Here is a 22,471-nt window from a genome sequence, read left to right on the forward strand (position 1 = left end):
GCGCTCCCGGCCCACCGGCCGGGGCCGACGAGAGGACCGCACGATGACCGCTTACGACGAGGCCGTCCAGCGCTACTTCGCCGCCTGGAACGCCACCACCCCCGAGGAGCTGGAGAAGGCCGTCGCCGCGGCGTTCACCGAGAACGCCACGTACACCGACCCGCTGGCCGACGTGCGGGGGCACGAGGCCCTGGCCGCCGCGATCAGCGGCGCCCAGCAGCAGTTCCCCGGGTTCTCCTTCCAGCCGGACGGGGCGGTGGACGGGCACCACGCCCTCGCCCGCTTCAGCTGGGAACTGGTCGCCGCTGCCGACGGCTCGGCGCCCGTCGCCGGCTCGGACGTGATCACTCTGGCCGACGACGGGCGGATCAGCTCGGTCAGCGGCTTCCTGGACCGTGTGCCCGCCGCCTGAGCCGGGACGGAACGGCACACGGGGGCAGGCCTCGCGGGGCGGGTCGGTCTAAAGCGTGTTTCGAAAGTCCCGCCTGCTCTCCGAGCGGACGGCGCTACTTTCGAAACAGGCCCTGGACTGCCGGGTGCGAACGGCGGCGCAGCGCCGGGTCCGCGAGTGCGGCCGGGTGGTAACCGGCGTCCCGGGGCGAGAGGTTGGTGCCGGGCGGGACGATCTTGTCGATCCGGTCGAGCACGTCCTGACCCAGCCGTACCCGGTCGGCGCCGATCTGGCTCGTCAGCTGCTCGAAGGTACGCGGGCCGATGATCGCGGACGTGACCGCCGGGTGCTCCAGCACGAAGGCCAGCGCCAGTTGGACGAGGGTCAGGCCGGCCTCGTCGGCGAGCTGGGCAAGTGCTTCGGCGGCGTCGAGCTTGGCGGCGTTCTCGGGCGAGCCGATGTCGAACCGTTCGGCCTGCCGCTCGGTCCGGCTGGAAGCGGGCCGGTCTGCCCCCTTGCGATAGCGGCCGGAGAGCCACCCACCGGCCAGCGGACTCCAGGACAGGACTGCGAGGCCGTGGCGGCGGGCAGTGGGCAGCACTTCGCGCTCGATGCCGCGGGCGAGGATCGAGTACGGGGGCTGCTCGGCGACGACGCGTTCGCGGCCCCGGCGCTCGGCGATCCACTGGCCCTCGACGATGGCGGACGGCTCGAAGGTCGACGTACCGATGTAGCGGATCTTCCCCTGGTGGACCAGGTCGGAGAGAGCGCCCAGGGTCTCGTCGAAGTCGGTTCCGGGCTCCGGCCTGTGCACCTGGTACAGGTCGATCCAGTCGGTACCGAGCCGCCGCAGACTGTTCTCCACCTCCCGGATGATCCAACGACGCGAGTTGCCCTGCTCGTTGGGGTCGTCGCCCAGACTGCCGTGGAATTTGGTGGCGAGCACGACGTTGTCGCGGCGCCCCCCTGCCAGGGCCTTGCCGACGATGGTCTCGGACTCACCGGCGGAGTAGACGTCGGCGGTGTCGACGAAGTTGATGCCGGAGTCCAGGGCGTGGTGGATGATCCGGATGCTGTCGTCGTGGTCAGGATTGCCCCGGGCGCCGAACATCATGGTGCCGAGACAGAGCGGGCTGACCTTGACACCCGTGCGGCCGAAATCGCGGTACTGGGTCATCCTGCGTTCTCCTTGACGAGTTCACTGACGTTCAGGCGGTCGCGGCGGCGCCGAAGACCATGAGCAGATCGGTACGGTGTCGCAGGCAGTAGCCCGGCAGCCGCCGCGCTCAGCCGGGCGGCGGCTGCCGGGGTGTACCGGTTTCCGGGTCGGACAGGCCGTCACCGGGCGTCCGCCAGAGAGATGCCGAAGTGGCCCTCGCTGCGGTCGACGGTCTCGAAGAGCCGGTTGGCGGGGCGCGGCAGCCCGTAGTGCCCGCGCAGGGTGCTCGCGGTGTACTCGGTGCGGAACAGGCCGCGTTCCTGGAGGATCGGCACGACCCGGTCGACGAAGACCTCCAGTCCGGAGGGCAGGACGGCGGGCATGATGTTGAAGCCGTCGGCGGCCCCGCTGTCGTACCAGTGCTCGATGGTGTCGGCGACCTGCTCCGCGGTGCCGGCGAAGGTGCGGTGGCCGCGTCCGCCGCCAAGCCGCCCGATGAGCTGACGGACAGTCAGTCCATCCCGCCTGGCGAGCTCCACGATGAGGGTGTAGCGGCTCTTGGCGCCCTCGATCTCGTCCTCGGTGGGGATGTCCTCGGGGAGTTCGGCGTCGAGGTCCAGGTCGTCGGGGGCGACCTTCAACGTCCGGGCGAGCTGCCGCTTGGCGTACTCGGGGACGATGAGGTCCTCCAGCTCGGCGTCGAGCGCCAGCGCCTCGGCCTCGGTGTCGCCGATGACGGGCACGATGCCGGGCAGGATCTTGATGCCGTCGGGGTTGCGGCCGAGGGCCTCCGCGCGTTGCTTGACGTCCTTGTAGAACGCGATGCCCTCCTCCAGGGTCTGCTGTGCGGTGAACACCGCCTCCGCGTACCGGGCCGCGAAGTCCTTGCCGTCCTCGCTCGATCCGGCCTGCACGAGCAACGGGTAGCCCTGAGGCGGACGCTGGACGTTCAGGGGGCCGTCGACGCGGAAGAACTCCCCGCTGTGCTCGATCTTCCGCACCCGTTCGGCCAGGGCGTGGACGCCGCGTTCCTTGTCGGCGATCACGGCGTCGTCGGCCCAGCTGTCCCAGAGCTTGGTGGACACCTCGACGAACTCCCCCGCCCGCCGGTAGCGGTCGCGGTGCAGCGGGGTGTCTTCCAGGCCGAAGTTGCGGGCCGCGTCGGCGCCCGCGGTGGTGACGATGTTCCAGCCGGCCCGGCCGCCGGAGACGTGGTCGAGGGAGGCGAACCGGCGGGCCAGGTTGAACGGTTCGTTGTAGCTCGTCGACGCGGTGGCGATCAGACCGATGTGGTGGGTGGCCCCGGCGAGCGCGGTGAGCAGGACGGTCGGCTCCAGCTTGGCGGCGGGCCGCCGGCCGGGGTCGCCCATCAGGACGGGGCTGTCGGCGAGGAACAGCGAGTCCAGCCTGCCGCGCTCGGCGATCCGGGCCAGGTTCTTGTAGTGCTCGATGTCGGAGTTGGCCTCGGCCGGGCTCTCGGGCAGCCGCCAGGACGCCTCGTGGTGACCGGTCGACATGAGGAACGCGTTGAGGTGGAGCTGCTTGCGGTCAGGCGTGCTGGGCATGGTTTTCCTTCGCTTCGGAGAGGGCCTGGGGCTGGGTCACACCGAGGGCGGTGAGCAGCGTGTCGCGGTACTCCTGGAACCGGGGGTCGCGGCGGGAGCGCGGGCTGGGCAGATCGACGGTGAGATCGACGGAGATCCTTCCGTCCTCCAGGACCAGCACCCGGTCGGCGAGTTCGACGGCCTCGTCGACGTCGTGCGTGACGAGCAGTACCGCGGGGCGGTGGCGTTCGTAGAGTTCGCGCAGCAGGCCGTGCATCTTGATCCGGGTGAGCGCGTCCAGTGCGCCGAACGGCTCGTCGGCCAGCAGGAGTTCGGGGTCGCGGACCAGGGCACGGGCCAGGGCGGCGCGCTGCTGTTCGCCGCCGGACAGCTCGTGCGGCCAGGACCGGCCACGTCCCTCAAGGCCGACCTCGGCCAGGGCGGTGAGACCACGCTCGCGTGCCTTGGGGCCGCGCAGTCCGAGGACCACGTTGTCGATCACCCGGAGCCAGGGCAGCAGCCGGGAGTCCTGGAAGGAGAGCGAGACCCGGTCGGGGACGGTGAGTTCGCCGGAACCCTCGACCGTGTGGTCGAGCCGGGCTACGGCCCGCAGCAGGGTGGACTTGCCGGAGCCGCTGCGACCGAGCAGGGCGGTGAACTCGCCTGGCGCGACGGTCAGATCGAGTTCCTTGAGGATGTCCCGGTCACCGAACCTGCGGACCAGTTTGCTGGTGCGGATGGCCGGGTGTTCCGCGACCGCGGTCGCGGCGGCCTCCTCGCGGGGGGCGGTCAGCCCGCCAGAGTGCGTCGCCATGACAGGACCTTCCTCTCGACGGCGCGGACCGCCGCGTCCGACGCATAGCCGAAGATCCCGTAGGCCACCAGGCCCACGATGATCACGTCGGACTGGGCGTACTGCTGGGCCTGGAACATCATGTAGCCGATACCGCTGGTGGCGTTGATCTGCTCGACCACGATCAGCCCGAGCCAGGACGCGGTGACGCCCAGGCGCAGTCCGACGAAGAAGCCGGGCAGCGAACCGGGCACCACGACCTTGCGGACGAACTGCGCGCGGCTCAGGTCGAGGCCTTCGGCGAGCTCGACGTATCTGCTGTCGATGCCGGTCAGCGAGGCGTACGTGTTGATGTACATGTTCACCGCGACGCCGAGCGCGATCACGGTGACCTTCATCTGTTCGCCGATGCCGAGCCAGAGGATCAGCAGCGGGAGCATGGCCAGGGACGGGATGGCGCGCTTGATCTGGAGCGGCCCGTCCAGGAGGTACTCGCCGGTGCGGCTGAGTCCGGCGGCCACGGCGAGCAGGACCCCGGCGGTCACCCCGAAGAACAGGCCGAGCCCGGCGCGTTGCAGCGAGATGAGGACGTTGTCCTGGAGCCGGCCGCTCGCGACGAGGTCGGACGCGGTGGACAGGACCGTGCCGGGTCCGGACAGGATCCGGGGATCGAGGTATCCGATGGCCGAGGCGAACCACCAGAGGCCGATGACCAGCACCGGGCCGATCAGCCGGCCGAACGGAACGGTGCGGCCGGGCCCGAGGCGCCTGCGGGTGGCACGGGGTGCGCCGGGCTTCCGGGCCGGCACCGCACCGCGCGGCTGGTCCTCCCTCTCCCCGGGCACGACGGCCGTGTTCACCCGGCCCGGGGTGCGGGTGTTCGTGAGCAGCTGGGTCATGACGTCTCCCGGTACCGGGCGGCCACGGCCTTGGCGGCGAGCCCTTCGAATCGGCGGTCGAACAGCCCGGCGACGTCCTGCTTCGGCACGAAGCCGCCCTCGGCCATCAGGTCGGCGGTCTCCTGCTCCCACGCGATCGCCTTGTCCCAGTTGGCCGGGAACTGCGGCTTGTGGAGCGAGGCGACGATGCGCTTGCCGTCGTCCGCGGAGACGCCCTGGTCCTTGACGTAGTACGTGTCGATCCACTCGTCGGTGTTCTCCCAGGCCCAGGTCAGCCCGCGGGCCCACAGTGGGACGAAGCTGCGGACGGCGGCGGCCTTGGCCGGGTCGTTCAGCACCTCGTTGGGCGCCCAGAGGACCGTGAGCAGGTCCACGACGTCGGTCTTCAACCCACGCGCCCCGTCCTTCCCGTACTGGGCGAGGTACTTGGTGACGGTCGGTTCGCCCAGCGGCGCCACGTCGACCTGCTTGGACTGCAGGGCGGTGAGGAACTGCGTGCTGGGCAGGGCGACCAGTTCGACGTCGTCGTTGGCGAGCCCGGCCTGCTTCAGGGCGCGCAGGACGACGACGCCCTGGGCCTGTCCCTGGGAGAAGCCGATCTTCTTGCCGCGGAAGCCGGCCACGGACGTGATGTCGGAGCCGGGTGCGGTGGCGAAGACGTACGAGGGACGGTTCCGCACCTGCACCGCGACGATCTTCGCTCCGACTCCGATGGCGTGGGCCTGGATCGGCGGAATTCCGGCATTGACCGCGAGATCGATGGAATGGGCCCGGAATCCCTGGATGATATCGGGGCCCGCATTCAGGTTGGGCCATTGCGAAACATCGAAGGGAAGGTCCTTCTCCAGACCTGCGGGTTTCAGCTGGAGTCGCGTGGTGCGGACGGCTATGGAGAGTTTCGTCCCCGGCGGCGGCGCTCCCGAGGGGAGCTTTCCGGCAGGTTCGGCGCTCGCCGCGGTTCTTGCCTGGGGTGAGCAGGCGGCGAGCGTACCGATGAGCGTTCCCCCGGCGAGGGCGAGAAAGGACCTGCGGCCGACGGTCCGGTACATGTCGTGGCGTGTCATGGTGGGTTCCTGATTTGTAGTCATGGTGAGGGGCGGCGCTCAGAGCGAGTGGTACGCGCCGTCGTGGAAGAGCAGCGGGCTGTGTCCGTCGTCGAGCCGGGCGTCCACCACCCGGGCGATGACGATGCGGTGGTCGCCGGCCGGGACGATCTGCTCGGTCTCCAGCCGCAGCCAGCCGCTCACACCGTCGAGTACCGGCTCTCCCTCCGGCAGGCGACGCCAGCGGGTGGGAGCGGCGAACCGGTCGATGCCACTGGTCGCGAAGGTGGTGGCCAGCGACTGCTGTTGGGCGCCGAGGAAGTTCACGACGGCGGTGCCGGCCCGTTCGATGTGGGGCCAGGACGAGGTGCCGGTCCCGATGCCGAACGACACGAGCGGCGGGTCGAGCGACAGAGAGGTGAGCGAGGTCGCGGTGAAGCCGATCGGGCCGTGGCCCGCGTCGGCGGTGACGACGACGACTCCGGCCGGGTAGCGGCGGAACGCCTGCTTGAACCGGTCCGGGGCGATCCCCTTCGCGGCGGGCGCGGCCGGCGCCAGGTATGAGGGCACGGTGACGGTCAACGTCTCTCCCATGGTGGAAAGTGGAATGGAGGCAGAGAAATGTGGCTGGACACGTGAAGATGGGCCCGCACATGGGCAGGGCAAGGCGCATGGGGCGAGTGCGGAATCTCGCGGGAATTCAGCGGGTGACGGTTATCGGGGACCCGGACAGGGGCGACAACACGAGCGCGGGGCGCACATGCGGGCCGGCGCGGCCGAGCGGAAGGAACGCGTCGTCGAGGACGCGTTTCCTGAATTCCGCTGTCGGCTGGTCATGAATCCATCATCCGTTCGGCTTTGCGTCCGGTCAACAATGCAACTGCCTGAATTAAGTCGGATACGGGAGGGAGCGGGCGCCAGGAGCCCGCGCGCTGTTCCACCAGGGATTTACGGGACAGCCCTCAGTGGGTCCCCGTACAGCGCACCGAGCGCCACCGCGCCACCCGCGGTGGCCAGTACGGAGCCGGTGAAGCTGCTCGGCACCACGGCCCGCTCCGGGTCGTCACAGACCCAGGAGCGCTCCGCCACCTCCGCCCGCAGATCGGCCAGACACTCCGGGATCCGGCCCGCCCCCGGTTCGACCACGACGAGCACCTCGGGGTCGAACATGTCCAGCAGCAGGGCCGCGGCCCGGCCCACCAGCCGCGCCCGCCTGCGGAACAGCGCCACCGCCCGCGCGTCACCGGCCAGCGCCTGATCCAGGAGCTCCGGGAACGAGTCGACGAACAGCCCCTGAGCCGCGGCGCGCCGCACCATGGCGCGCTCCGAGACCTCCGACTGGAGGCAGCCGGTCCGTCCGCAGGAGCAGGGTTCGGCGCCCCCCGTCCCGCCGGCTCCGAGCGGCAGATGCGCCACGCTTCCGGCCCCCGACCGCGGTCCACGGTGCATGGCCCCGTCGGTGGCGAAGGCCGCGTCGACGACGGCGCCGACGAACAGCAGGACGGTGCTGCTCCGGGTCGACTCCTCGCCGAACATCTGCTCCGCCCGGGCCAGTGCCCGGGAGTGACTGTCCACGTGGACCGGCAGCCCGGTCGCGGCGGAGAGGATGTCGCGGGCCGGTACATCGCGCCAGCCGAGCTGGGGGTGTTCCACGATCACCCCGGTCACCGGATCGACCCGGTGTCCGGTGGCCAGGCCCAGGGCGAGCACGGTGCGCCCGCCGGCGTGCGCGGCCGCCAGCCGGGGCAGCCGGGCCGCGATCGCGGCAAGCATGCGGCCGGGTTCGGTGGTGCCGTGCGGTTGCCGGTCCTCGGCGACGATCCGGCCCCGCAGATCCATCAGGGAGACGGTGGAATGGGCGACGGCGATGTGCGCCCCGGCCACCAGATAGCCGTCCGTGTCGATCTCGACGGGGACGTGGGGCCTGCCGAGCCCCTTGGGACCGGCGGTCTCCGCGCTCTCGCGGACCAGCCCGCGGGCGAGCAGCCGGCCGACGTGCCCGCTCACGGAGGCGGGCGAGAGGCCGGTGAGGCGGGCGACGGTGGAGCGGGCGACCGGTCCGTGGTCGAGGATCGCCCCGAAGACGGAGCCCGTGCCGGTCGGCCGTCGGCCGGGCGCGGCGGCAGGTATGTCGGAGCGGCGCAGCGGGTTGGGGTGGTTCTCGTGCGGGCGGCGGACGGGCGCAGACAGACTCTTCACAGTGTCTTCCAGGTCCTTGGTGGCAGCGGTTGGCGCGGTGTGTGCTTCGCGTACGGAGTCCGGGGCAGACCTGCTCCGGCGTGAGGCGGGAACGGGTGCCGTCTCTTCTGCGGAGAGTTGCCCTGCGGGGCGGGCGTCGCCCCTCGGCGCGGGCGTGGCGCTCTCAGACGCGGTGACACACGGCGGAGCACACACGCTTCAGGTCGATATGACCTCGCGTCGTCAGGTGTGCGGATCGCTGCATGCCGCGCAACGTAGCCGGATCGGCGGAAGCCGGTCAAACGCTCGCCGCATCCTGGACACCGCACACAGGAGGGGAGTTGCCCCCGTATGTCGGGCGCGTGGCGGGCGTACGGCGTGCGTGTGAACAGCCCGTCCGGGAAGGGGCACGGCAACGACGACGGGCATGCCCGTCGGGGGGCGTCCAGCCGGACGGGGGAGCGATTTCTGGAATTAACCTCTGATGCCTTGTCATCGCCGGTTCTACGCGCATAGCTTGTGCTCCCTCACCACACTCTGAGGGGCAGTTTCCGTGCGCATATCCAGATCCCGTTCCGTCCTGCTGGCCGGCGCGGTAGCCGTGACCCTCTCGGCGACCGCGCTGCCCGCCGCCTTTGCCGCACCGTCCTCGACCGCCGTGATCTCCGAGGTGTACGGGGGCGGCGGGAACTCGGGAGCGACGCTCACCCGTGACTTCGTCGAGCTGGCCAACTCCGGTTCCGCCGCGTACGACCTGTCCGGGTTCAGCGTCCAGTACCTGCCCGGGGCCCCGTCCGCGGGCTCGCTGTGGCAGGTCTCGGCACTGACGGGCTCCGTCGCGCCCGGCGGCCGCTACCTGGTCGCGCAGGCCGCGGGCACCGGCGGCACGGTCGCCCTGCCCACCCCGGACGCGACCGGCACCGTAGCCATGTCCGCCGCCAGCGGCACCGTCGCACTGGTCTCCGGCACCACGCCGCTGACCTGCAGGACGGCGGCCGACTGCGCCACCGACACCCGCATCGTCGACCTGGTGGGCTACGGCTCCGCCGTCGTCCGGGAAGGCAGCGGCCCGGTCACGGGCGCCTCCGCCACCGCCTCCGTGGCACGCGCGGCCTCGCTCGCGGACACCGACGACAACGCCGCGGACCTGTCCGCCGCGACCCCCACCCCGGTCAACGCGGCCGGCGAGACGTCCGGCGGCGGTGAGGGCCCCGGCGATCCGGGAAACCCGACCGAGCCCGGCACCGTCCGCGTGCACGACATCCAGGGCATCACCCGGGTCTCCCCGCTCGACGGCAAGGCGGTGACCGGCGTGCCCGGCGTCGTCACCGCGGTGCGCACCACGGGTTCGCGCGGTTTCTGGATCCAGGACACCGCGCCGGACGCGGACCCGCGCACCGGCGAGGGTGTCTTCGTCTACACGGGCTCCACCGCCCCGGCAGTCGCGGTGGGCGACTCCGTTCTGGTCAGCGGCACCGTGGACGAGTACTACCCGTCGGCCACCACGCAGTCCATCACCGAGATCACCTCTCCCCGGACCACGGTCCTCTCGTCGGGCAACGCGCTGCCGGCGCCGGTCGTGCTCGACGCGGCCGCGGTGCCCGCCGCCTACGTACCCTCGGCCGGTGGCGGCTCGATCGACGCGCTCCCCCTGGAGCCGTCGACGTACGCCCTCGACCTCTACGAGACGCTCGAAGGCACCCGTGTACAGATCGCCGACACCCGGGTCACGGGCGCCACGACCGCGTACGACGAGATCTGGGTGACCGTCGATCCGAGGCAGAACCCGACCCGGCGCGGCGGCACGCTGTACTCCTCGTACACCGACCAGAACACCGGCCGGATCAAGGTGATGTCGCTCGACACCACGCGCCCATTCCCTGTGGGCAACGTCGGCGACGTGCTGTCCGGCACCACCACCGGTGTGATCGACTACGCCTCTTTCGGTGGCTACAACCTCCAGGCGACCGAGCTCGGCACCCTGACCGACCACCACCTCCGGCGCGAGGTCACCCGCGGGCAGAAGGGCGGCGAACTCGCCGTCGCGACGTACAACGTGGAGAACCTGGACGCGCTGGACGACCAGGCCAAGTTCGACACGCTCGCCGAGGGCGTCGCGGTCAACCTCTCCTCCCCCGACATCGTCTCGCTGGAGGAGATCCAGGACGACAACGGTGCGGTCAGCGACGGCACGGTCGGCTCCGAGGCGACGCTGAAGCGGTTCACCGACGCGATCGTCGCGGCGGGCGGGCCCCGCTACTCCTGGCGCTACGTCGCGCCGCAGGACGGCCAGGACGGCGGCGAGCCCGGCGGCAACATCCGCAACGTCTTCCTCTTCAACCCGCACCGGGTGTCCTTCGTGGACCGTGCGGGCGGCGACGCGACGACGGCCGTGTTGGCGGTCCCGACGAAGAAGGGCGTCACGCTGTCGGTGTCGCCCGGCCGGATCAACCCGGCGAGCGCGGCGTGGGACGACAGCCGCAAGCCCCTGGTCGGCGAGTTCCTCTTCCACGGGAAGCCGGTGTTCGTCATCGGCAACCACTTCGCCTCCAAGGGGGGCGACCAGCCGCTGCACGGCCGCTACCAGGAGCCGTCGCGCAGCTCGGAGACGAAGCGGGTACAGCAGGCGGCAGAGGTCAACACGTTCGTGAAGTCCCTGCTGGCGGCCGACAAGTCGGCGCGGGTCGTCACGCTCGGCGACCTCAACGACTTCGCGTTCTCACCGACGATGTCCGCACTGACCGCCGGTAAGGCGCTCAAGCCGCTGATCACCACGCTGCCGGCGAACGAGCAGTACAGCTACGTGTACGAGGGCAACTCCCAGACGCTGGACCACATCCTGACGAGCCCCGGCATCCGGCGCTTCGACTACGACGTGGTGCACATCAACGCGGAGTTCGCCGACCAGGCGAGCGACCACGACCCGCAGATCGTGCGGATCAAGGTCGACGGCCGCCGCTGATCCCGTCGGACGGGCGGCCCCGCGTTCAGGAAACGCTGCGGCCGCCCGCCTGCGGCAGGGCCGGACCTGCCGCGCCCGCACGCGGGCGGGGCAGCGAGGGGAGCGGCCGCAGGGCGGGCGCGGCCTCCAGGGGGCGGTCGGTGAAGAAGCGGGCGACCAGGTCCGCCACGTCGTCGGACCGTTCCAGGACGACCCAGTGGTCGGAGTCACCGATCGTCAGGAAGCGGCTGCCCTCGATCGTCGCAGCGAAGGCACGCTGACGTTCGGGGGAGGTCACGGTGTCGTGCTCGCCCGCGAAGACGAGGGCGGGCACCCCGCTCAGCCCGCCGGAGAAGTCGGGCCGGTGCCCCAGCGCGCGGCGCAGCGACTGTGCCGCGTGCGGGGAGTTGGTGAGCGCGTGCAGAAACGACCGCCGGACATAGCGCCGGGCGAGCTCTCTGCGGTGCACCGTGCGCCGCGGGTCCAGACACAGCAGCGCCTCGGTGGACAGGGTGGCGAGCCCTTCCACGTCACCGGCCCCCAGCCGCTCGACCGCCCGGCCCCACTGACTTCGCTGGCCGTCGCTGATGTGCGCCGGCACGCCGCCGAGGACCAGCCGGGCGATCCGGCCGGGGTTGCGCCGGGCGCAGCCGAACGCGATCGACGTGCCGTAGGAGAAGCCGAAGAGGTTGACCCGGTCCGCGCCCAGGTCGTCGATGATGCCCGCGACGGCCGCGTACAGGAGGTCGTCGCCGGTGCCGGGCGGCAACGGATCAGCGCCGCCCATGCCGGGCAGGTCGGCGGTGACGACCTGGGCGTGCGGGCCCAGGTGCTCCTCGATCTGCGGCCAGCCGTACATCCCCTGGAGGGCGCCTCCGAGAACGACGACCGGTTCGGTGCGGGGCGAGGGCTGCGCCAGGACGCGGTAGCTGTAGCGGAGCCCGTGCACCGACAGCTTGCGGATGGTCTCGTCGGGCATCGTCATCGGTCCTTGGTCCTTGGTGAGTGCGTCCGCTGCGCGGTCAGGCCCTGGTCAGGACGAGGGCGGCGTTGTGCCCGCCGAAGCCGAGCGAGGTCTTGACGGCGGCGTCGAACGCACCCGCCCTGGCCTCCTTGCTCACCACCTCGATGGGGATCTCCGGGTCGGGGGCGTCGAGATTGACGGTGGGCGGCACGAGCTGGTGCTGGAGGGCGAGCACGGTCAGCGCGGTCTCGATGCCGCCCGCGGCGCCGAGGGTGTGGCCGGTCATCGCCTTCGTCGACGTGACGAGGGGGCGCTCGCCCAGGACCCGGCGCAGCATCGTCGCCTCGATCAGGTCGTTCGCCACGGTGGAGGTTCCGTGGGCGTTGACGTGGCCGATGTCGGCGGCGGCCACCCCGGCGTCGGCGAGCGCGGCGCGCAGGGCCCGTTCGATGCCGAGCCCTTCGGGGTCCGGGGCGACGGCGGAGTACGCGTCGCTGGAGGCGCCGTAGCCGGCGATGTGGGCGCGTACGGTGGCGCCCCGGGCGGCCGCGTGCTCGGGGCGCTCCAGGACGAGGAGGCCGGCGCCCTCGCCGACGACGAAGCCGTCGCGGTGGGTGTCGAACGGCCGGCAGGCCGCCTCGGGGTCGTCGCGCCGGGTGGAGACGGCCTTCAGCTGACAGGCGCTGGCGATCAGCAGCCGGCAGCAGACGGATTCGGCGCCGCCCGCGACGACGATGTCGCAGGCACCGGTGCGCAGCATCTGGTGGGCGGTACCGATGGCGACGGTGCCGGAGGAGCAGGCGGTGGAGACCGCCTGGCTGGGGCCACGCGCGCCGAGGTCGGTGGCGACGCTGCTGGCGGCGCCGTTGACGACGGTGAGGGGGGCGAGTTTCGGGGAGACCCGGCGGGCCCCGCGCTCGGCGAGGGCGGTGTGCTGCTCGTCGTAGAAGGGCAGTCCGCCGTGGGCGGAGCCGATCACGACGGCGACGCGGCCACTGTCCCAGACCGACGGGTCGAGCCCGGCGTCGGCCACGGCCTCGCGGGCGGCGATGACGGCGAGCTGCGAGAAGCGGTCCATGAGCCGCTGGGTCGCGACCCCGAGCACGGCCCTCGTGTCGAGGCCGGTGATGGTGTACATGAAGTCGCACGGCAGGTCGTGGAGTTCGGGCCGGTGCAGGACCGAGGGCGCGTCCGCGGCCTCGGACACCCCGCGCCAGGTGTCGGCGGCGGTGGCGCCGGCCGCGGTGACCAGGCCGATGCCGGTGACCGCGGCGGCGAACGGCTCAAGGCGGTAGGGGGCCGTCATGCCGCGACCTTGCGGTGGACCGCGTCGACCAGTCGGCCGACGGTGTCGCGCGAGGTCAGCTGGACGTCGTCGAGGTCGATGCCCATCCGGTCCTCGATGAGGAGCCGCAACTCCTCCAGGGCCAGTGAATCCAGCCTGAGCTGACGGAGCGACGCGTCGGGGCGGATCGCCACCGGGTCGGTTCCGAAATTCGCCACCAGCAAGGTGCTGATCTCGTCTGCCGTGCTCAAGGGGGCACTCCTCCGCTGTCGTACGCGGTGACGCCTTGCCGCGTGGGTGGTGAGTGCCATCGGGGGACGCCGGCTGGTCCGGAGGAACCTTTTATACGCCCTGTCGGCGGCGGGCCCGGCCCACGTTCCCCCGTGCGGTGGGGGGCTGTCCAGGTGTGCGAATCCGCCGGGGTGCGACGATGGGTCGGAAGGTACGCGAGAGGGAGAGAGCGGCATGACAGTGGAGAACGGCGACGAGGCGTCCGCACAGCTCAGCCCGAGCACCTGGGTGGCGAAGCAGGCCGAGTTGTACGAGTCGTCGGGCGGGACGAAGGGCACCACACAGCTCGGCGTCCCCTGCCTGCTCCTCGACTACGTGGGGCGGCGCAGCGGCGCCGTGCGGCGCACGGTGCTGATGTATGGGCGTGACGGCGACGACTATCTCGTCGTGGGGTCGAACGGCGGCTCGGACAGCCATCCGCTCTGGTACCTGAACCTCGTGGCGAACCCGGCCGTCGAACTCCGGGTGGGCCCGGAGCGGTTCCCGGCCGTCGCCGAGACCCTGCCCGCGGACGAGAAGGAACGGGTCTGGCCGCACCTGGTGGAGGTCTTCCCGCGGTACGCGCAGTACCGGCGCGGCACCGACCGCGACATCCCGGTGGTCAGGCTGCGGCGCACCGCCCCGACGGCGGACTGATCAACGGGCCTCTTCACGGCGGGGCTTCGCCCCTCCTCACAGCGGGACTTCGCCCGTAAACTCCGCGATCATGAAGATCGAAACGACTCGGGAAGCCGGAACGGCCGAGACCGAGGCCCTGTTCTCCACCATGTCCACGATGCGCGCGATGCGCCGCCTGAAGCCGGAGCCCCTGCCGGACGAGACGCTCGAGCAGCTCATACAGGCCGCCGTCTGGGGTCCCAGCGGCGGCAACATGCAGTGTTACGAGTACGTGGTGGTGACCGACCGCGAGGTGATGGCGCGTCTCGCACCCCTGTGGAAGCGGTGCGTGGACGCGTATCTCGCGACGACCGGGAAGTACGCGCCGAAGGGCATGGACGACGCGGCGTACGGCCGGATGGTCGCCGCGATCGAGTACCAGCGTGACCACTTCGCCGACACCCCGGCGCTGATCATTCCCTGCTACCGGTTCCCGGAGCCCCGGATGGAGGAGGAGGGCCTGGCCGCGTACGCACAGGCGCTCGGTCCGGCGGGGGTCGAGCACATGATGAGCACCCAGACCCGTTTCCAGGCGCTGGCCGAAGGGTCCTGCGTGTACCCGGGGGTCCAGAACATCCTGCTCGCCGCCCGCGCAATGGGACTCGCGGCGAACATCACCATCTGGCACCTGATGCTGGAGCAGGAGTGGAAGGAAGCGCTCGGCATCCCCGAGGACATGCAGACCTTCGCGGCCATTCCCGTCGGATGGCCGCAGGGCAACTTCGGACCGGTCCGGCGCCGCCCGGTGGCGGACGTCATCCACCGCGACCGCTGGTAGAACCGCCGTCCCGCCGCTCCGGTCCGGACCACGCCGCTCCGGACCGGGCGGCGTTGTTCGGTCCGGGCGACGTGACCCACGGCGACGCGGTTCGGTCCCGAGCAGCGCACCTCGATGCCGACTCCCCCCGCCGCCACCTCAACTCCATTGGGGTGAAAGGCAGTTCGACACGCGTAGATGTGATTGTCATGCTCTGGACAGATGGATAGCCTGAACGGGCTTCGGCCCTCGGCCCACCCCACTCGGGCCCGGGGGCCGTTCTTCTCCCCCACAGAGCAGGAGCAGGTATGCCCACACGCGCCGCCGCCCACACCAAGGCCCGCGCATCCGTGCTGGCGGCCCTCACCGCCACCGTCCTCGCCGCGACCGGCACTCCGGCCCTGGCCTCGACGGACGACGGGCACCCGATGAACCGGGCGTTCGAACAGGCCGCCGAGACCTTCGACGTACCCCGCGATCTGCTCGCCGCCGTCGGATACGGCGAGACCCGGCTCGACGGCCACTCCGGTCGCCCCAGCCAGGCCAACGGCTACGGCGTGATGCATCTGGTCAGCAACCCCACGAACCGCACCCTGGAGCGGGCCGCCGCCCTCACCGGGAAGCCCCGCGCCGAGCTCCGCGCCGACACGGCGGCCAACATCCTGGGAGGCGCGGCGGTGCTGCGCGGATACGCGGACGGGCTCGGGCTGGACGCCCGGGACCGCGACGACCTCGGCTCCTGGTATCCGGCCGTCGCCCGGTACAGCGGTGCCGAGGGCGCGGCCGCCGCCCTCTACGCCGACACCGTCTACACCTTCCTCGCGGACGGGCTCGACACCGTCGCCCCGGACGGCGAGCGGATCTCCGTGACGGGCCGCCCGGTCTCACCGCACAAGGGTGCGCTCAGCACCGCCGGCCCGAGCTCCAGGAGCGCCGACTACCCGTCGGCGCTGTGGGTGCCGGCCGACCCGAACAACTTCGCCACCGGGCGCACGGCGGCGATCGACAAGGTGGTCATCCATGTCACCCAGGGCTCGTACGCGGGCTCGATCAGCTGGTTCCAGGACCCGGTGTCCGAGGTGAGCGCCCACTACGTGGTCCGCTCGTCGGACGGCCAGATCACCCAGATGGTGCGGGACAGCGACACCGCCTACCACGCACGCAGCGCCAACGCGTCGGCGCTCGGCATCGAGCACGAGGGCTTCATCGACGACCCGTCCTGGTTCACGGACTCGATGTACCGCTCCTCGGCCGCCCTGACCGCGTACCTGTGCGACCGGTACGGCATCCCGAAGGACCGCGCGCACATCATCGGGCACAGCGAGGCACCGGGCAACGACCACACCGACCCGGGCCCGTACTGGGACTGGACCCGCTACATGGAGCTGGTCGGCGGGAGCACCGGAGGCGGTACCGGTGCCGACGAGCTGAGCTTCACCGCGTACACGACACAGCGCAGCGGTTCGACGGGCGCCCAGGTCAAGGCCGTTCAGACACTGCTGAACGCGCAGGGCTACCCGGCGGGCGAGGCCGACAGCAGCTTCGGCCCGGCCACCGAGGGCGCGGTGACGGCGTTCCAGTCGGCGCACGGCCTGGACGCCGACGGCATCGTCGGCGCCAGAACCTGGACGGCCCTGCTCTCGGCCGGCGACACGCCCACGCTCGCCGAGGGTGCGTCGGGCGACGGCGTGAAGCGGCTCCAGCGCTCACTGACCGCGGCGCTCGGGTCGACGGTCGGCGTCGACGGGAGCTTCGGCCCGGGGACGGCGACCGCGGTGCGCAGCTACCAGACGAGCCGGGGCCTGACGGCCGACGGCATCGTGGGACCGGGCACCTGGGCGGCCCTCCAGGCGGGACGCTGACCCATGCGCCGGTGCCGGGCCGGGGCCACCGGTCTCACGGCCCGCGGTTCGGCACCGGCGACGGCGTTCAGGCCCGCTCGTACCGCAGTTCCACGACCCCGCTGCCGAAGGTCCGGGTTCCCGCGAGCCGCAGTGAGGTCCTGGAGTCCGTCGACGGGAACATGGACCTCCCCCGGCCGATGAGGACCGGGTGGACGTAGACCCGGTACTCGTCGATCAGGTCGAGCGCCGCGAACGACGCCGCGAGGTCGGCGCCGCCGAGCCCCAGGTCGCCGCCGGGCTGTTCCTTCAGCGCCCTGACCTCTTCGGCCACGACCTCGCGGACGATGGTGGTGTTCCAGTCGGCCCGCTCCAGCGTCCGGGAGTAGACGTACTTCGGCATGTTCCGCCAGATGACGGCGAAGTCGGCCACCGGCCCGGCGTTGGCCGGGTCCTGGTCGGCCGTGGGCCAGAAATCGGCCATCAGCTCATGGACGACCCGACCGTGGAGGAACCCGCCCAGCTCGGCGATCCGCTGGTTGAAGTAGCGGTGCAGTTCGTCGTCGACGCAATGCCAGCTGATATCGCGGTCCGGTCCCTCGAAGAAGCCGTCGAGGGAGATCGACATGGAATAGATGATCTTTCGCATCGCGCACCTCACCGGACGGAACTTCGGGGACGGGCCTGCGGAACGAACCCGACCATACCCGGCGGAGAATCACAGGCGCGGGACCTTGAGGGCAGCGCTTGCCGATCACCGGGGTCCGGATTCCCGAACCCCCGGCCCGGGAGCCGCAGGATCGCTCCGCAACCAGGAGCGGTCCTGGGGACCGGGGCGGCCCCCGCGACCGTCAGGCGGCGTTGACGTCAGCGCGTGATGGCGAACGTGGCCGCGCGGGGCACGAACGTCGTGCCTCCGTCCTTGGCGGTCGCCAGCACCGATACGTCCCAGGCGCCCTCCGCCAGGCCGGCCGCCTCCTGCTGTGTCACCTTCAGTGTGTAGGTGCAGCGCGAGGTGGTGTCCGAGGTGCTGCGGCAGACGGCCGCCTCCACGAACCGCATCTCCGCCTCGGTCGGGTCGAGCTTCGAACTCCGCGGCCAGGCAAGAACCTTGAGGCTCCGCACTCCCGAGTCGTCGGTCACGTCCGCGGTGTACGTGAGCGCCCCGGCAGTACGCGGGGAGGGAGCCGCATACCGTGCTGAACCGTGCTCCACGCTCGGCCCCGCGGGGGCCGAGGCCACGGCGTACCCGCCGGCGGCGAGGGCCCCGAGGGCGATGGCACCGATGACGGACGGAACGAGGATGCGCTTGGACATGGGTGACCCCTTGAATCGACGGGAGCGTTGACGGGCGGGAAGCGCGGAACAGCCGGTGACCGGCCGCTTTCCCGATGTGATCGAGCCTAGGGCCGACGGGTGCCCGCGGTCCTCGGGCCGCGGGACGACCACGACGTCCCACCGCGGGTGCAGGGTCTGCAACCCCGGTAGGAGACGGAGGTCCGCCTCCGGTCGCAGGACGGTCACTCACCCGCGGTCATAGCCTTGCTCCGTCATGAATCGAACCGACCACCGACTGCTCCCGCTCCTGCTGCTCTGCGCCCAGGGCGCGGTGTGGCCGGGGACGGCCCTGATACGCGGGACCGTCCCGGCCGGGTCCGCACTTCTCGGGGCGGCTCTCGTCGCCGGACTGGTGACGGGGGCGCTCGTCTCCCGGCACGCGAGACCGGTGACCGCCCTCGTCCTGGTCGCGGCCACCTGCGCCCTGGGAGCCGGTCCGTTGCCGGCGGGCGCCGTGGCAGTCCTGGGTACAGCCGGTGTCGCGCTGGCCCTCTTCACAGTGGCCTGCGAACACGACACCTTCACCGCCCTGTTGTGCGTGCCGGCGCTCGCCGCCTGGCAGCTTGTGCAGAACCTCAATCTGCACGGGCTCAGTGACCGCAACGGCCTCGACCTCGCCCTGACGGCCGTGCTGTACGCCGCCGCGTGCGCCGCCGGGCTGCTCGTGCGCCGCGCCCGGCAGGCGCGACGGACCGCCGCGCAACTGCTGAGCCGGGCCGAGACCGAGCGCCATCGGCTCCCCGGCGCCGAACGGCAGCGGATGGAGCGCGAGTTGCACGATGTCAGTGCCCACCACCTGACCGCCGTGGTCGTCACGGCGGGGGCTGCCCTCGGTTTGCGTGAACGCCGCCCCGAACTGGCAGGCGAAGCACTCCGGTTCGCTGCCGAGACCGGTCGTGAGGTCACCCGGGCCCTCGGTGCGGTGCGGGCTCCGGCACCCTCGCGGGAGCAGCTCCCGTCGCCGAGGGAGCGACTGCTGGAACTGGCCGCCGGGTTCTCCCGGCTGGGCCGGACCGTGGAGTGCGAGATCGATTCGCTGCCGGACGGCACCGTCGCCGACGCGGTGTTCGGCATCGTGCGGGAGGCGCTGACGAACGTGGCGCGGCACGCCCCGGGTGCGCCGACGACCGTGACGTGCCGGTACGGCGACCTGCGCACGGAGGTCCTGATCACGAGCGCGGTGCCCCCTGCGGGGGCGGCGGCGCACGGCGCGGGCCTCGGTTCGGGACGGGGCCAGGGCTTTCTGCGCTCCCGGGCCCGGGAAGCGGGTGGCACTCTGACCAGCGGCCCGACGGTGGAGGGCGGCTGGGAGGTGCATGCGGTCCTGCCGGGCAGGAGCGCGGCCCCGGTGGAGCAGCCGGTCCCGTGGAGCTACCGCTTCGCACAGCTCACGGCCGCGGTCTTCCTCGTCCTGCAACCGCTGGTTCCCATGCTGGCCGTCCGGGCGGATGACGTATCGAGCGAGGAGCGGGTGTCGGCAGGCGTGTTCTTCGCCCTGCTGGCCGCGGCGCAGGCGTTGGTCCTGCTGGGGCGGCGCCGGGCGCCCGCCGCCACCCTGGGGACCGTGCTCGGCCTCGCCCTGCTCTGGCCGGTGGCGATGGCCGTGGGCGACTACACCGGTCCGGTGCTCCTGCCCCTGGTACTGAGCATGGCCGCCGGCTGCGCGGCCGTCGCCTCCGCCGCGGCCCGCGCGACCGCGGGCGGCTCGCCCGACACCGGCGTACGCCCCCGCATCCCCCTGCCGGCCGCCCCGCTTGTGGCCGTGGTGGTGCATGCGGCGGCCACGACCGCCGCCTTCCTTCACCGGGGCGGCGCGAGCATCCCCGTCTGGGCGCTCGCCGCCTGGGCGACGGTCCAGGCCGCCCTGGTGATCGGCGCGGCATGGTGGGGCGGATCCCTGCGCGGGCGACGCATCCGGGCCGCCGCCGACGCGCAGGCCGAGCACCTCGCGGCCTGGACCGAGGAGGCGGTGCGGGACGCGTGGGCGGAGCGCCGCCGGATCGCCGACGGGCTGGAGACCACCGTGCTGGCGCGCACCGCCGATATGGTCACGCAGGCCGAGGCGGGCCGCCTCGACGCGGTCGCCGACCGCGCCCGCGAGGCCCTCGCCGCGATGCGCGCCCTGCTCGACTCGGCCCGCGAGGCAGCGGATCCGCCCGCGCTCCGGCCGCAGCCCACCCTCCAGGCCCTCGACCTGCTGGCCCATCAGATCCGGGCCACCGGACGCGAGGTCGAGATACGGACGGCCGACCGCATGCCGGGACGGCTGCCCACCACCGTGGACCTGGCCGCCTACCATGCATGCGAGACGATCATCACGGCCGGCGGCGAGGAGCCCATGGTGCTGACACTCGACGCGGACGACACGGCGCTGACGCTCACGGCGACCGGCGTGCCGGATTCCGTGCGCTCCGCTCTGTGCCGGCAGTTGGCCGAGCGGGCTTCCGTCATCGGCGGCGGCCTCGCCGGCGGCCCGTCGGGCCCGGTGAGGGTACGGTTCCCGCTGACCGCGGCACCGGCCGTGCTGCGGAACGACGAGGAGGGACAACGATGAGCCTCAGCGTGCTGGTCGTCGACGACCAGGGCATCGTACGGGCCGGATTCGCCGCCGTGATCGACGCCGAGGAGGACATGACCGTGGTCGGCGAGGCCGGCGACGGGGCCGAGGCGGTGCGCCTGGCCGGGGAACTGGCCCCGGACGTGGTCCTCATGGACGTCCGCATGCCCGAACTCGACGGCATCGCCGCGACCCGGATCATCACCGGCCGTCCCGGCGCCCCTCGCGTCCTGGTGCTGACCACTTTCGACCTCGACGCGTACGTGTTCGACGCCCTGCGCGCCGGCGCGTCCGGATTCCTCCTCAAGGACGTGCGCCCAGGCGAACTGCTCGACGGCATCCGGGTGGTGGCCGCCGGCGAAAGCGTCCTCGCCCCGTCCGCCACCCGTCGGCTCATCGGTCACTACGCGTCCGCACCGGGCGCCGGCATCCCGGGCGCCCGCACCCCACGCGAGCTGGACAGCCTGACCGCCCGTGAGCAGGGCGTCCTGACCCTGATCGCGGCCGGCCTCACCAACACGGAGATCGCCGGTCACCTCGGCATCACCGTCGGTACCGTGAAATCCCATGTCAACGCGGTGCTCCGCAAGCTGGGGCTGCGCGACAGGGTGCAGGCGACGATCCTCGCCTACGATCTAGGACTCGCCCGGCCGGACCGGTCCCGAGGCGTTCCGTCGTGAGGGTCGCGGCGGCGCGCGCCGCCGCAACCCGCTGGGTGGCCGCTTACGCCCGCCCGGCCCCCGGCTACCGCGGGGCGTATTTCAGCGGTTCGACCGTCGGCCGGCCCGGCGACGCCGAGCTGCCGCCCTCCTCCGACGTCGACGTCATGGTCGTCACGGAGGAGGACGACCCGCCCGCCAAGCCCGGCAAACTCCGTTACGGGGGCGCCCTGCTGGAGATCTCGTACGTGCCGTGGGCCGAACTGCGCGACCCGGAGGCCGTGCTCTCCTCGTACCACCTGGCGGGCAGTTTCCGCAGTGACACGGTGATCGACGATCCCACCGGCGAGCTGCGCGCCCTGTACGCGGACGTCTCGCCCCGATTCGCCGAGCGACGCTGGGTGCGCCGCCGGTGTCTGGATGCCCGCCGGCGCGTCGAGGGCCGGCTGGCGGCGTTCGACGCCTCCGCCCCCTTTCACGAGCAGGTACCGGCCTGGATGTTCCCCACCGGGGTCACCACGCACGTCCTGCTGGTCGCCGCACTGCGCAATCCCACCGTCCGGCTGCGCTACCGGGCGGTGCGCGACGTGCTCATTGAGTACGGGCAGCCGGAGCTCTACCCGGAACTGCTGGGACTTCTCGGCTGCGCCGAGGTCTCCGAGCGGGTGGTGCGGCACCATGTGGGCGAGCTGAGACGGACGTTCGACGCCACGGTCCCGGTGTCGCGCACCCCGTTCTTCTTCAGCAGCGACCTCACCGGGCCGGCGCGTCCCCTCGCGGTCGACGGCAGCGTGGAACTCCTGGACCGGGGCGAGCACCGTGAGGCGGTGTTCTGGATCGTCGCGACGCTCGCGCGCTGCCACACGGTGCTGGCCGTCGACGACCCGGCGCTGCACGCCGCGCGGCTGCCCGCGTTCGAGGCCGCCGTCGCCGGGCTCACCGGGATCACCTGCACCGCCGATCTGTTGGAGCGGCGCGAGCGGGTCCTCCGGTTCCTGCCACGCCTGGAGGAGGCCACGGAGGCCGTGCTGGCGGCCAACCCGGACATCACCGGGCAGGCCCCTTTGCCGCCGCCTCGTGCGTGCTGCTAACTTGCGCGCATGTTCCTTCCTCGTGCATAGGCCCCGCTCCGGTCGCACCCGCAGTGCCGGGTGCGGCACTCCGGTGTCCCGCA

The 22,471-nt window shown here is 72.0% G+C and carries 20 protein-coding genes; 8 read left to right on the top strand and 12 right to left on the bottom strand.

Annotated elements, in window-relative coordinates:
• Positions 1 to 43: 43 nt before the first annotated feature.
• Positions 44 to 412: a nuclear transport factor 2 family protein gene (locus tag OG538_RS06075; protein ID WP_406090913.1), complete on the top strand. Its 369-nt coding sequence runs from the start codon at positions 44 to 46 to the stop codon at positions 410 to 412.
• Positions 413 to 506: 94 nt separating this feature from the next.
• Here the strand turns inward: OG538_RS06075 and OG538_RS06080 are convergent, their stop codons facing one another.
• From OG538_RS06080 to OG538_RS06110, 7 genes are all read right to left on the bottom strand, one after another.
• Complete coding sequence (locus OG538_RS06080) at positions 507 to 1,568, bottom strand: aldo/keto reductase (protein ID WP_406090915.1); 1,062 nt, start codon at positions 1,566 to 1,568, stop codon at positions 507 to 509.
• Between the two features lie 161 nt (positions 1,569 to 1,729).
• On the bottom strand, positions 1,730 to 3,115 hold the full coding sequence (locus OG538_RS06085) for an LLM class flavin-dependent oxidoreductase (RefSeq protein ID WP_406090917.1): 1,386 nt from the start codon (positions 3,113 to 3,115) through the stop codon (positions 1,730 to 1,732).
• Positions 3,099 to 3,908, bottom strand: a complete 810-nt coding sequence (locus tag OG538_RS06090; protein ID WP_406090919.1) for an ABC transporter ATP-binding protein — start codon at positions 3,906 to 3,908, stop codon at positions 3,099 to 3,101. Before OG538_RS06090 ends, OG538_RS06085 begins: the two co-directional genes overlap by 17 nt.
• Positions 3,884 to 4,786 carry an ABC transporter permease gene (locus OG538_RS06095; RefSeq protein WP_406090921.1) on the bottom strand — a complete coding sequence of 301 codons (903 nt, stop codon included), beginning with the start codon at positions 4,784 to 4,786 and terminating at the stop codon, positions 3,884 to 3,886. The genes OG538_RS06090 and OG538_RS06095 overlap by 25 nt, the downstream gene beginning before the upstream one ends.
• A complete protein-coding gene (locus OG538_RS06100; RefSeq protein WP_406090923.1) occupies positions 4,783 to 5,850 on the bottom strand; it encodes an ABC transporter substrate-binding protein in 1,068 nt (355 codons plus the stop codon). The genes OG538_RS06095 and OG538_RS06100 overlap by 4 nt, the downstream gene beginning before the upstream one ends.
• A 39-nt stretch (positions 5,851 to 5,889) precedes the next feature.
• Positions 5,890 to 6,423 (bottom strand): flavin reductase family protein, encoded by a 534-nt coding sequence (locus tag OG538_RS06105; protein WP_406090925.1) that lies wholly within the window; start codon positions 6,421 to 6,423, stop codon positions 5,890 to 5,892.
• Positions 6,424 to 6,777: 354 nt separating this feature from the next.
• Positions 6,778 to 8,028 (bottom strand): ROK family protein, encoded by a 1,251-nt coding sequence (locus OG538_RS06110; RefSeq protein WP_406090927.1) that lies wholly within the window; start codon positions 8,026 to 8,028, stop codon positions 6,778 to 6,780.
• A 532-nt stretch (positions 8,029 to 8,560) separates the two neighbouring features.
• On the opposite strand from OG538_RS06110, the gene OG538_RS06115 reads away from it, so the two are divergent.
• Complete coding sequence (locus tag OG538_RS06115) at positions 8,561 to 10,969, top strand: endonuclease/exonuclease/phosphatase family protein (RefSeq protein ID WP_406090929.1); 2,409 nt, start codon at positions 8,561 to 8,563, stop codon at positions 10,967 to 10,969.
• Positions 10,970 to 10,994: 25 nt separating this feature from the next.
• On the opposite strand, the gene OG538_RS06120 is transcribed toward OG538_RS06115, so the two are convergent.
• The 3 genes from OG538_RS06120 to OG538_RS06130 are packed head-to-tail and all read right to left on the bottom strand — an operon-like array spanning position 10,995 to position 13,448.
• On the bottom strand, positions 10,995 to 11,927 hold the full coding sequence (locus OG538_RS06120) for an alpha/beta fold hydrolase (RefSeq protein WP_406100003.1): 933 nt from the start codon (positions 11,925 to 11,927) through the stop codon (positions 10,995 to 10,997).
• A gap of 43 nt (positions 11,928 to 11,970) precedes the next feature.
• The gene (locus OG538_RS06125; RefSeq protein ID WP_406090931.1) at positions 11,971 to 13,218 is read right to left on the bottom strand and encodes a beta-ketoacyl-[acyl-carrier-protein] synthase family protein; all 1,248 of its coding nucleotides are present in this window, start codon (positions 13,216 to 13,218) and stop codon (positions 11,971 to 11,973) included.
• Positions 13,215 to 13,448, bottom strand: a complete 234-nt coding sequence (locus OG538_RS06130) for an acyl carrier protein (RefSeq protein ID WP_406090933.1) — start codon at positions 13,446 to 13,448, stop codon at positions 13,215 to 13,217. The genes OG538_RS06125 and OG538_RS06130 overlap by 4 nt, the downstream gene beginning before the upstream one ends.
• Before the next feature lie 214 nt (positions 13,449 to 13,662).
• Here OG538_RS06130 and OG538_RS06135 point away from each other — a divergent pair, with 214 nt between their 5' ends.
• From OG538_RS06135 to OG538_RS06145, 3 genes are all read left to right on the top strand, one after another.
• A complete protein-coding gene (locus OG538_RS06135; RefSeq protein WP_406090935.1) occupies positions 13,663 to 14,124 on the top strand; it encodes a nitroreductase family deazaflavin-dependent oxidoreductase in 462 nt (153 codons plus the stop codon).
• Between the two features lie 70 nt (positions 14,125 to 14,194).
• Positions 14,195 to 14,923, top strand: a complete 729-nt coding sequence (locus OG538_RS06140) for a nitroreductase family protein (protein WP_406090937.1) — start codon at positions 14,195 to 14,197, stop codon at positions 14,921 to 14,923.
• Between the two features lie 287 nt (positions 14,924 to 15,210).
• Positions 15,211 to 16,764 (top strand): peptidoglycan-binding protein, encoded by a 1,554-nt coding sequence (locus tag OG538_RS06145; RefSeq protein ID WP_406090939.1) that lies wholly within the window; start codon positions 15,211 to 15,213, stop codon positions 16,762 to 16,764.
• Positions 16,765 to 16,831: 67 nt separating this feature from the next.
• On the opposite strand, the gene OG538_RS06150 is transcribed toward OG538_RS06145, so the two are convergent.
• Positions 16,832 to 17,392 carry a dihydrofolate reductase family protein gene (locus tag OG538_RS06150; protein WP_406090940.1) on the bottom strand — a complete coding sequence of 187 codons (561 nt, stop codon included), beginning with the start codon at positions 17,390 to 17,392 and terminating at the stop codon, positions 16,832 to 16,834.
• A 218-nt stretch (positions 17,393 to 17,610) separates the two neighbouring features.
• Positions 17,611 to 18,060: a DUF5707 domain-containing protein gene (locus tag OG538_RS06155; RefSeq protein ID WP_406090942.1), complete on the bottom strand. Its 450-nt coding sequence runs from the start codon at positions 18,058 to 18,060 to the stop codon at positions 17,611 to 17,613.
• Positions 18,061 to 18,295: 235 nt separating this feature from the next.
• Here OG538_RS06155 and OG538_RS06160 point away from each other — a divergent pair, with 235 nt between their 5' ends.
• Genes OG538_RS06160 through OG538_RS06170 form a run of 3 tightly spaced genes read left to right on the top strand, consistent with a single transcriptional unit; the run spans position 18,296 to position 22,388 of the window.
• Positions 18,296 to 20,635, top strand: a complete 2,340-nt coding sequence (locus OG538_RS06160; RefSeq protein ID WP_406090944.1) for a histidine kinase — start codon at positions 18,296 to 18,298, stop codon at positions 20,633 to 20,635.
• A complete protein-coding gene (locus OG538_RS06165) occupies positions 20,632 to 21,318 on the top strand; it encodes a response regulator (protein ID WP_406090946.1) in 687 nt (228 codons plus the stop codon). The genes OG538_RS06160 and OG538_RS06165 overlap by 4 nt, the downstream gene beginning before the upstream one ends.
• Positions 21,315 to 22,388 (top strand): hypothetical protein, encoded by a 1,074-nt coding sequence (locus OG538_RS06170; protein ID WP_406090948.1) that lies wholly within the window; start codon positions 21,315 to 21,317, stop codon positions 22,386 to 22,388. Before OG538_RS06165 ends, OG538_RS06170 begins: the two co-directional genes overlap by 4 nt.
• The last annotated feature ends 83 nt before the right edge of the window (positions 22,389 to 22,471 follow it).

The organism is Streptomyces sp. NBC_01013 (genome assembly GCF_045162765.1).
Lineage (GTDB): Bacteria > Actinomycetota > Actinomycetes > Streptomycetales > Streptomycetaceae > Streptomyces.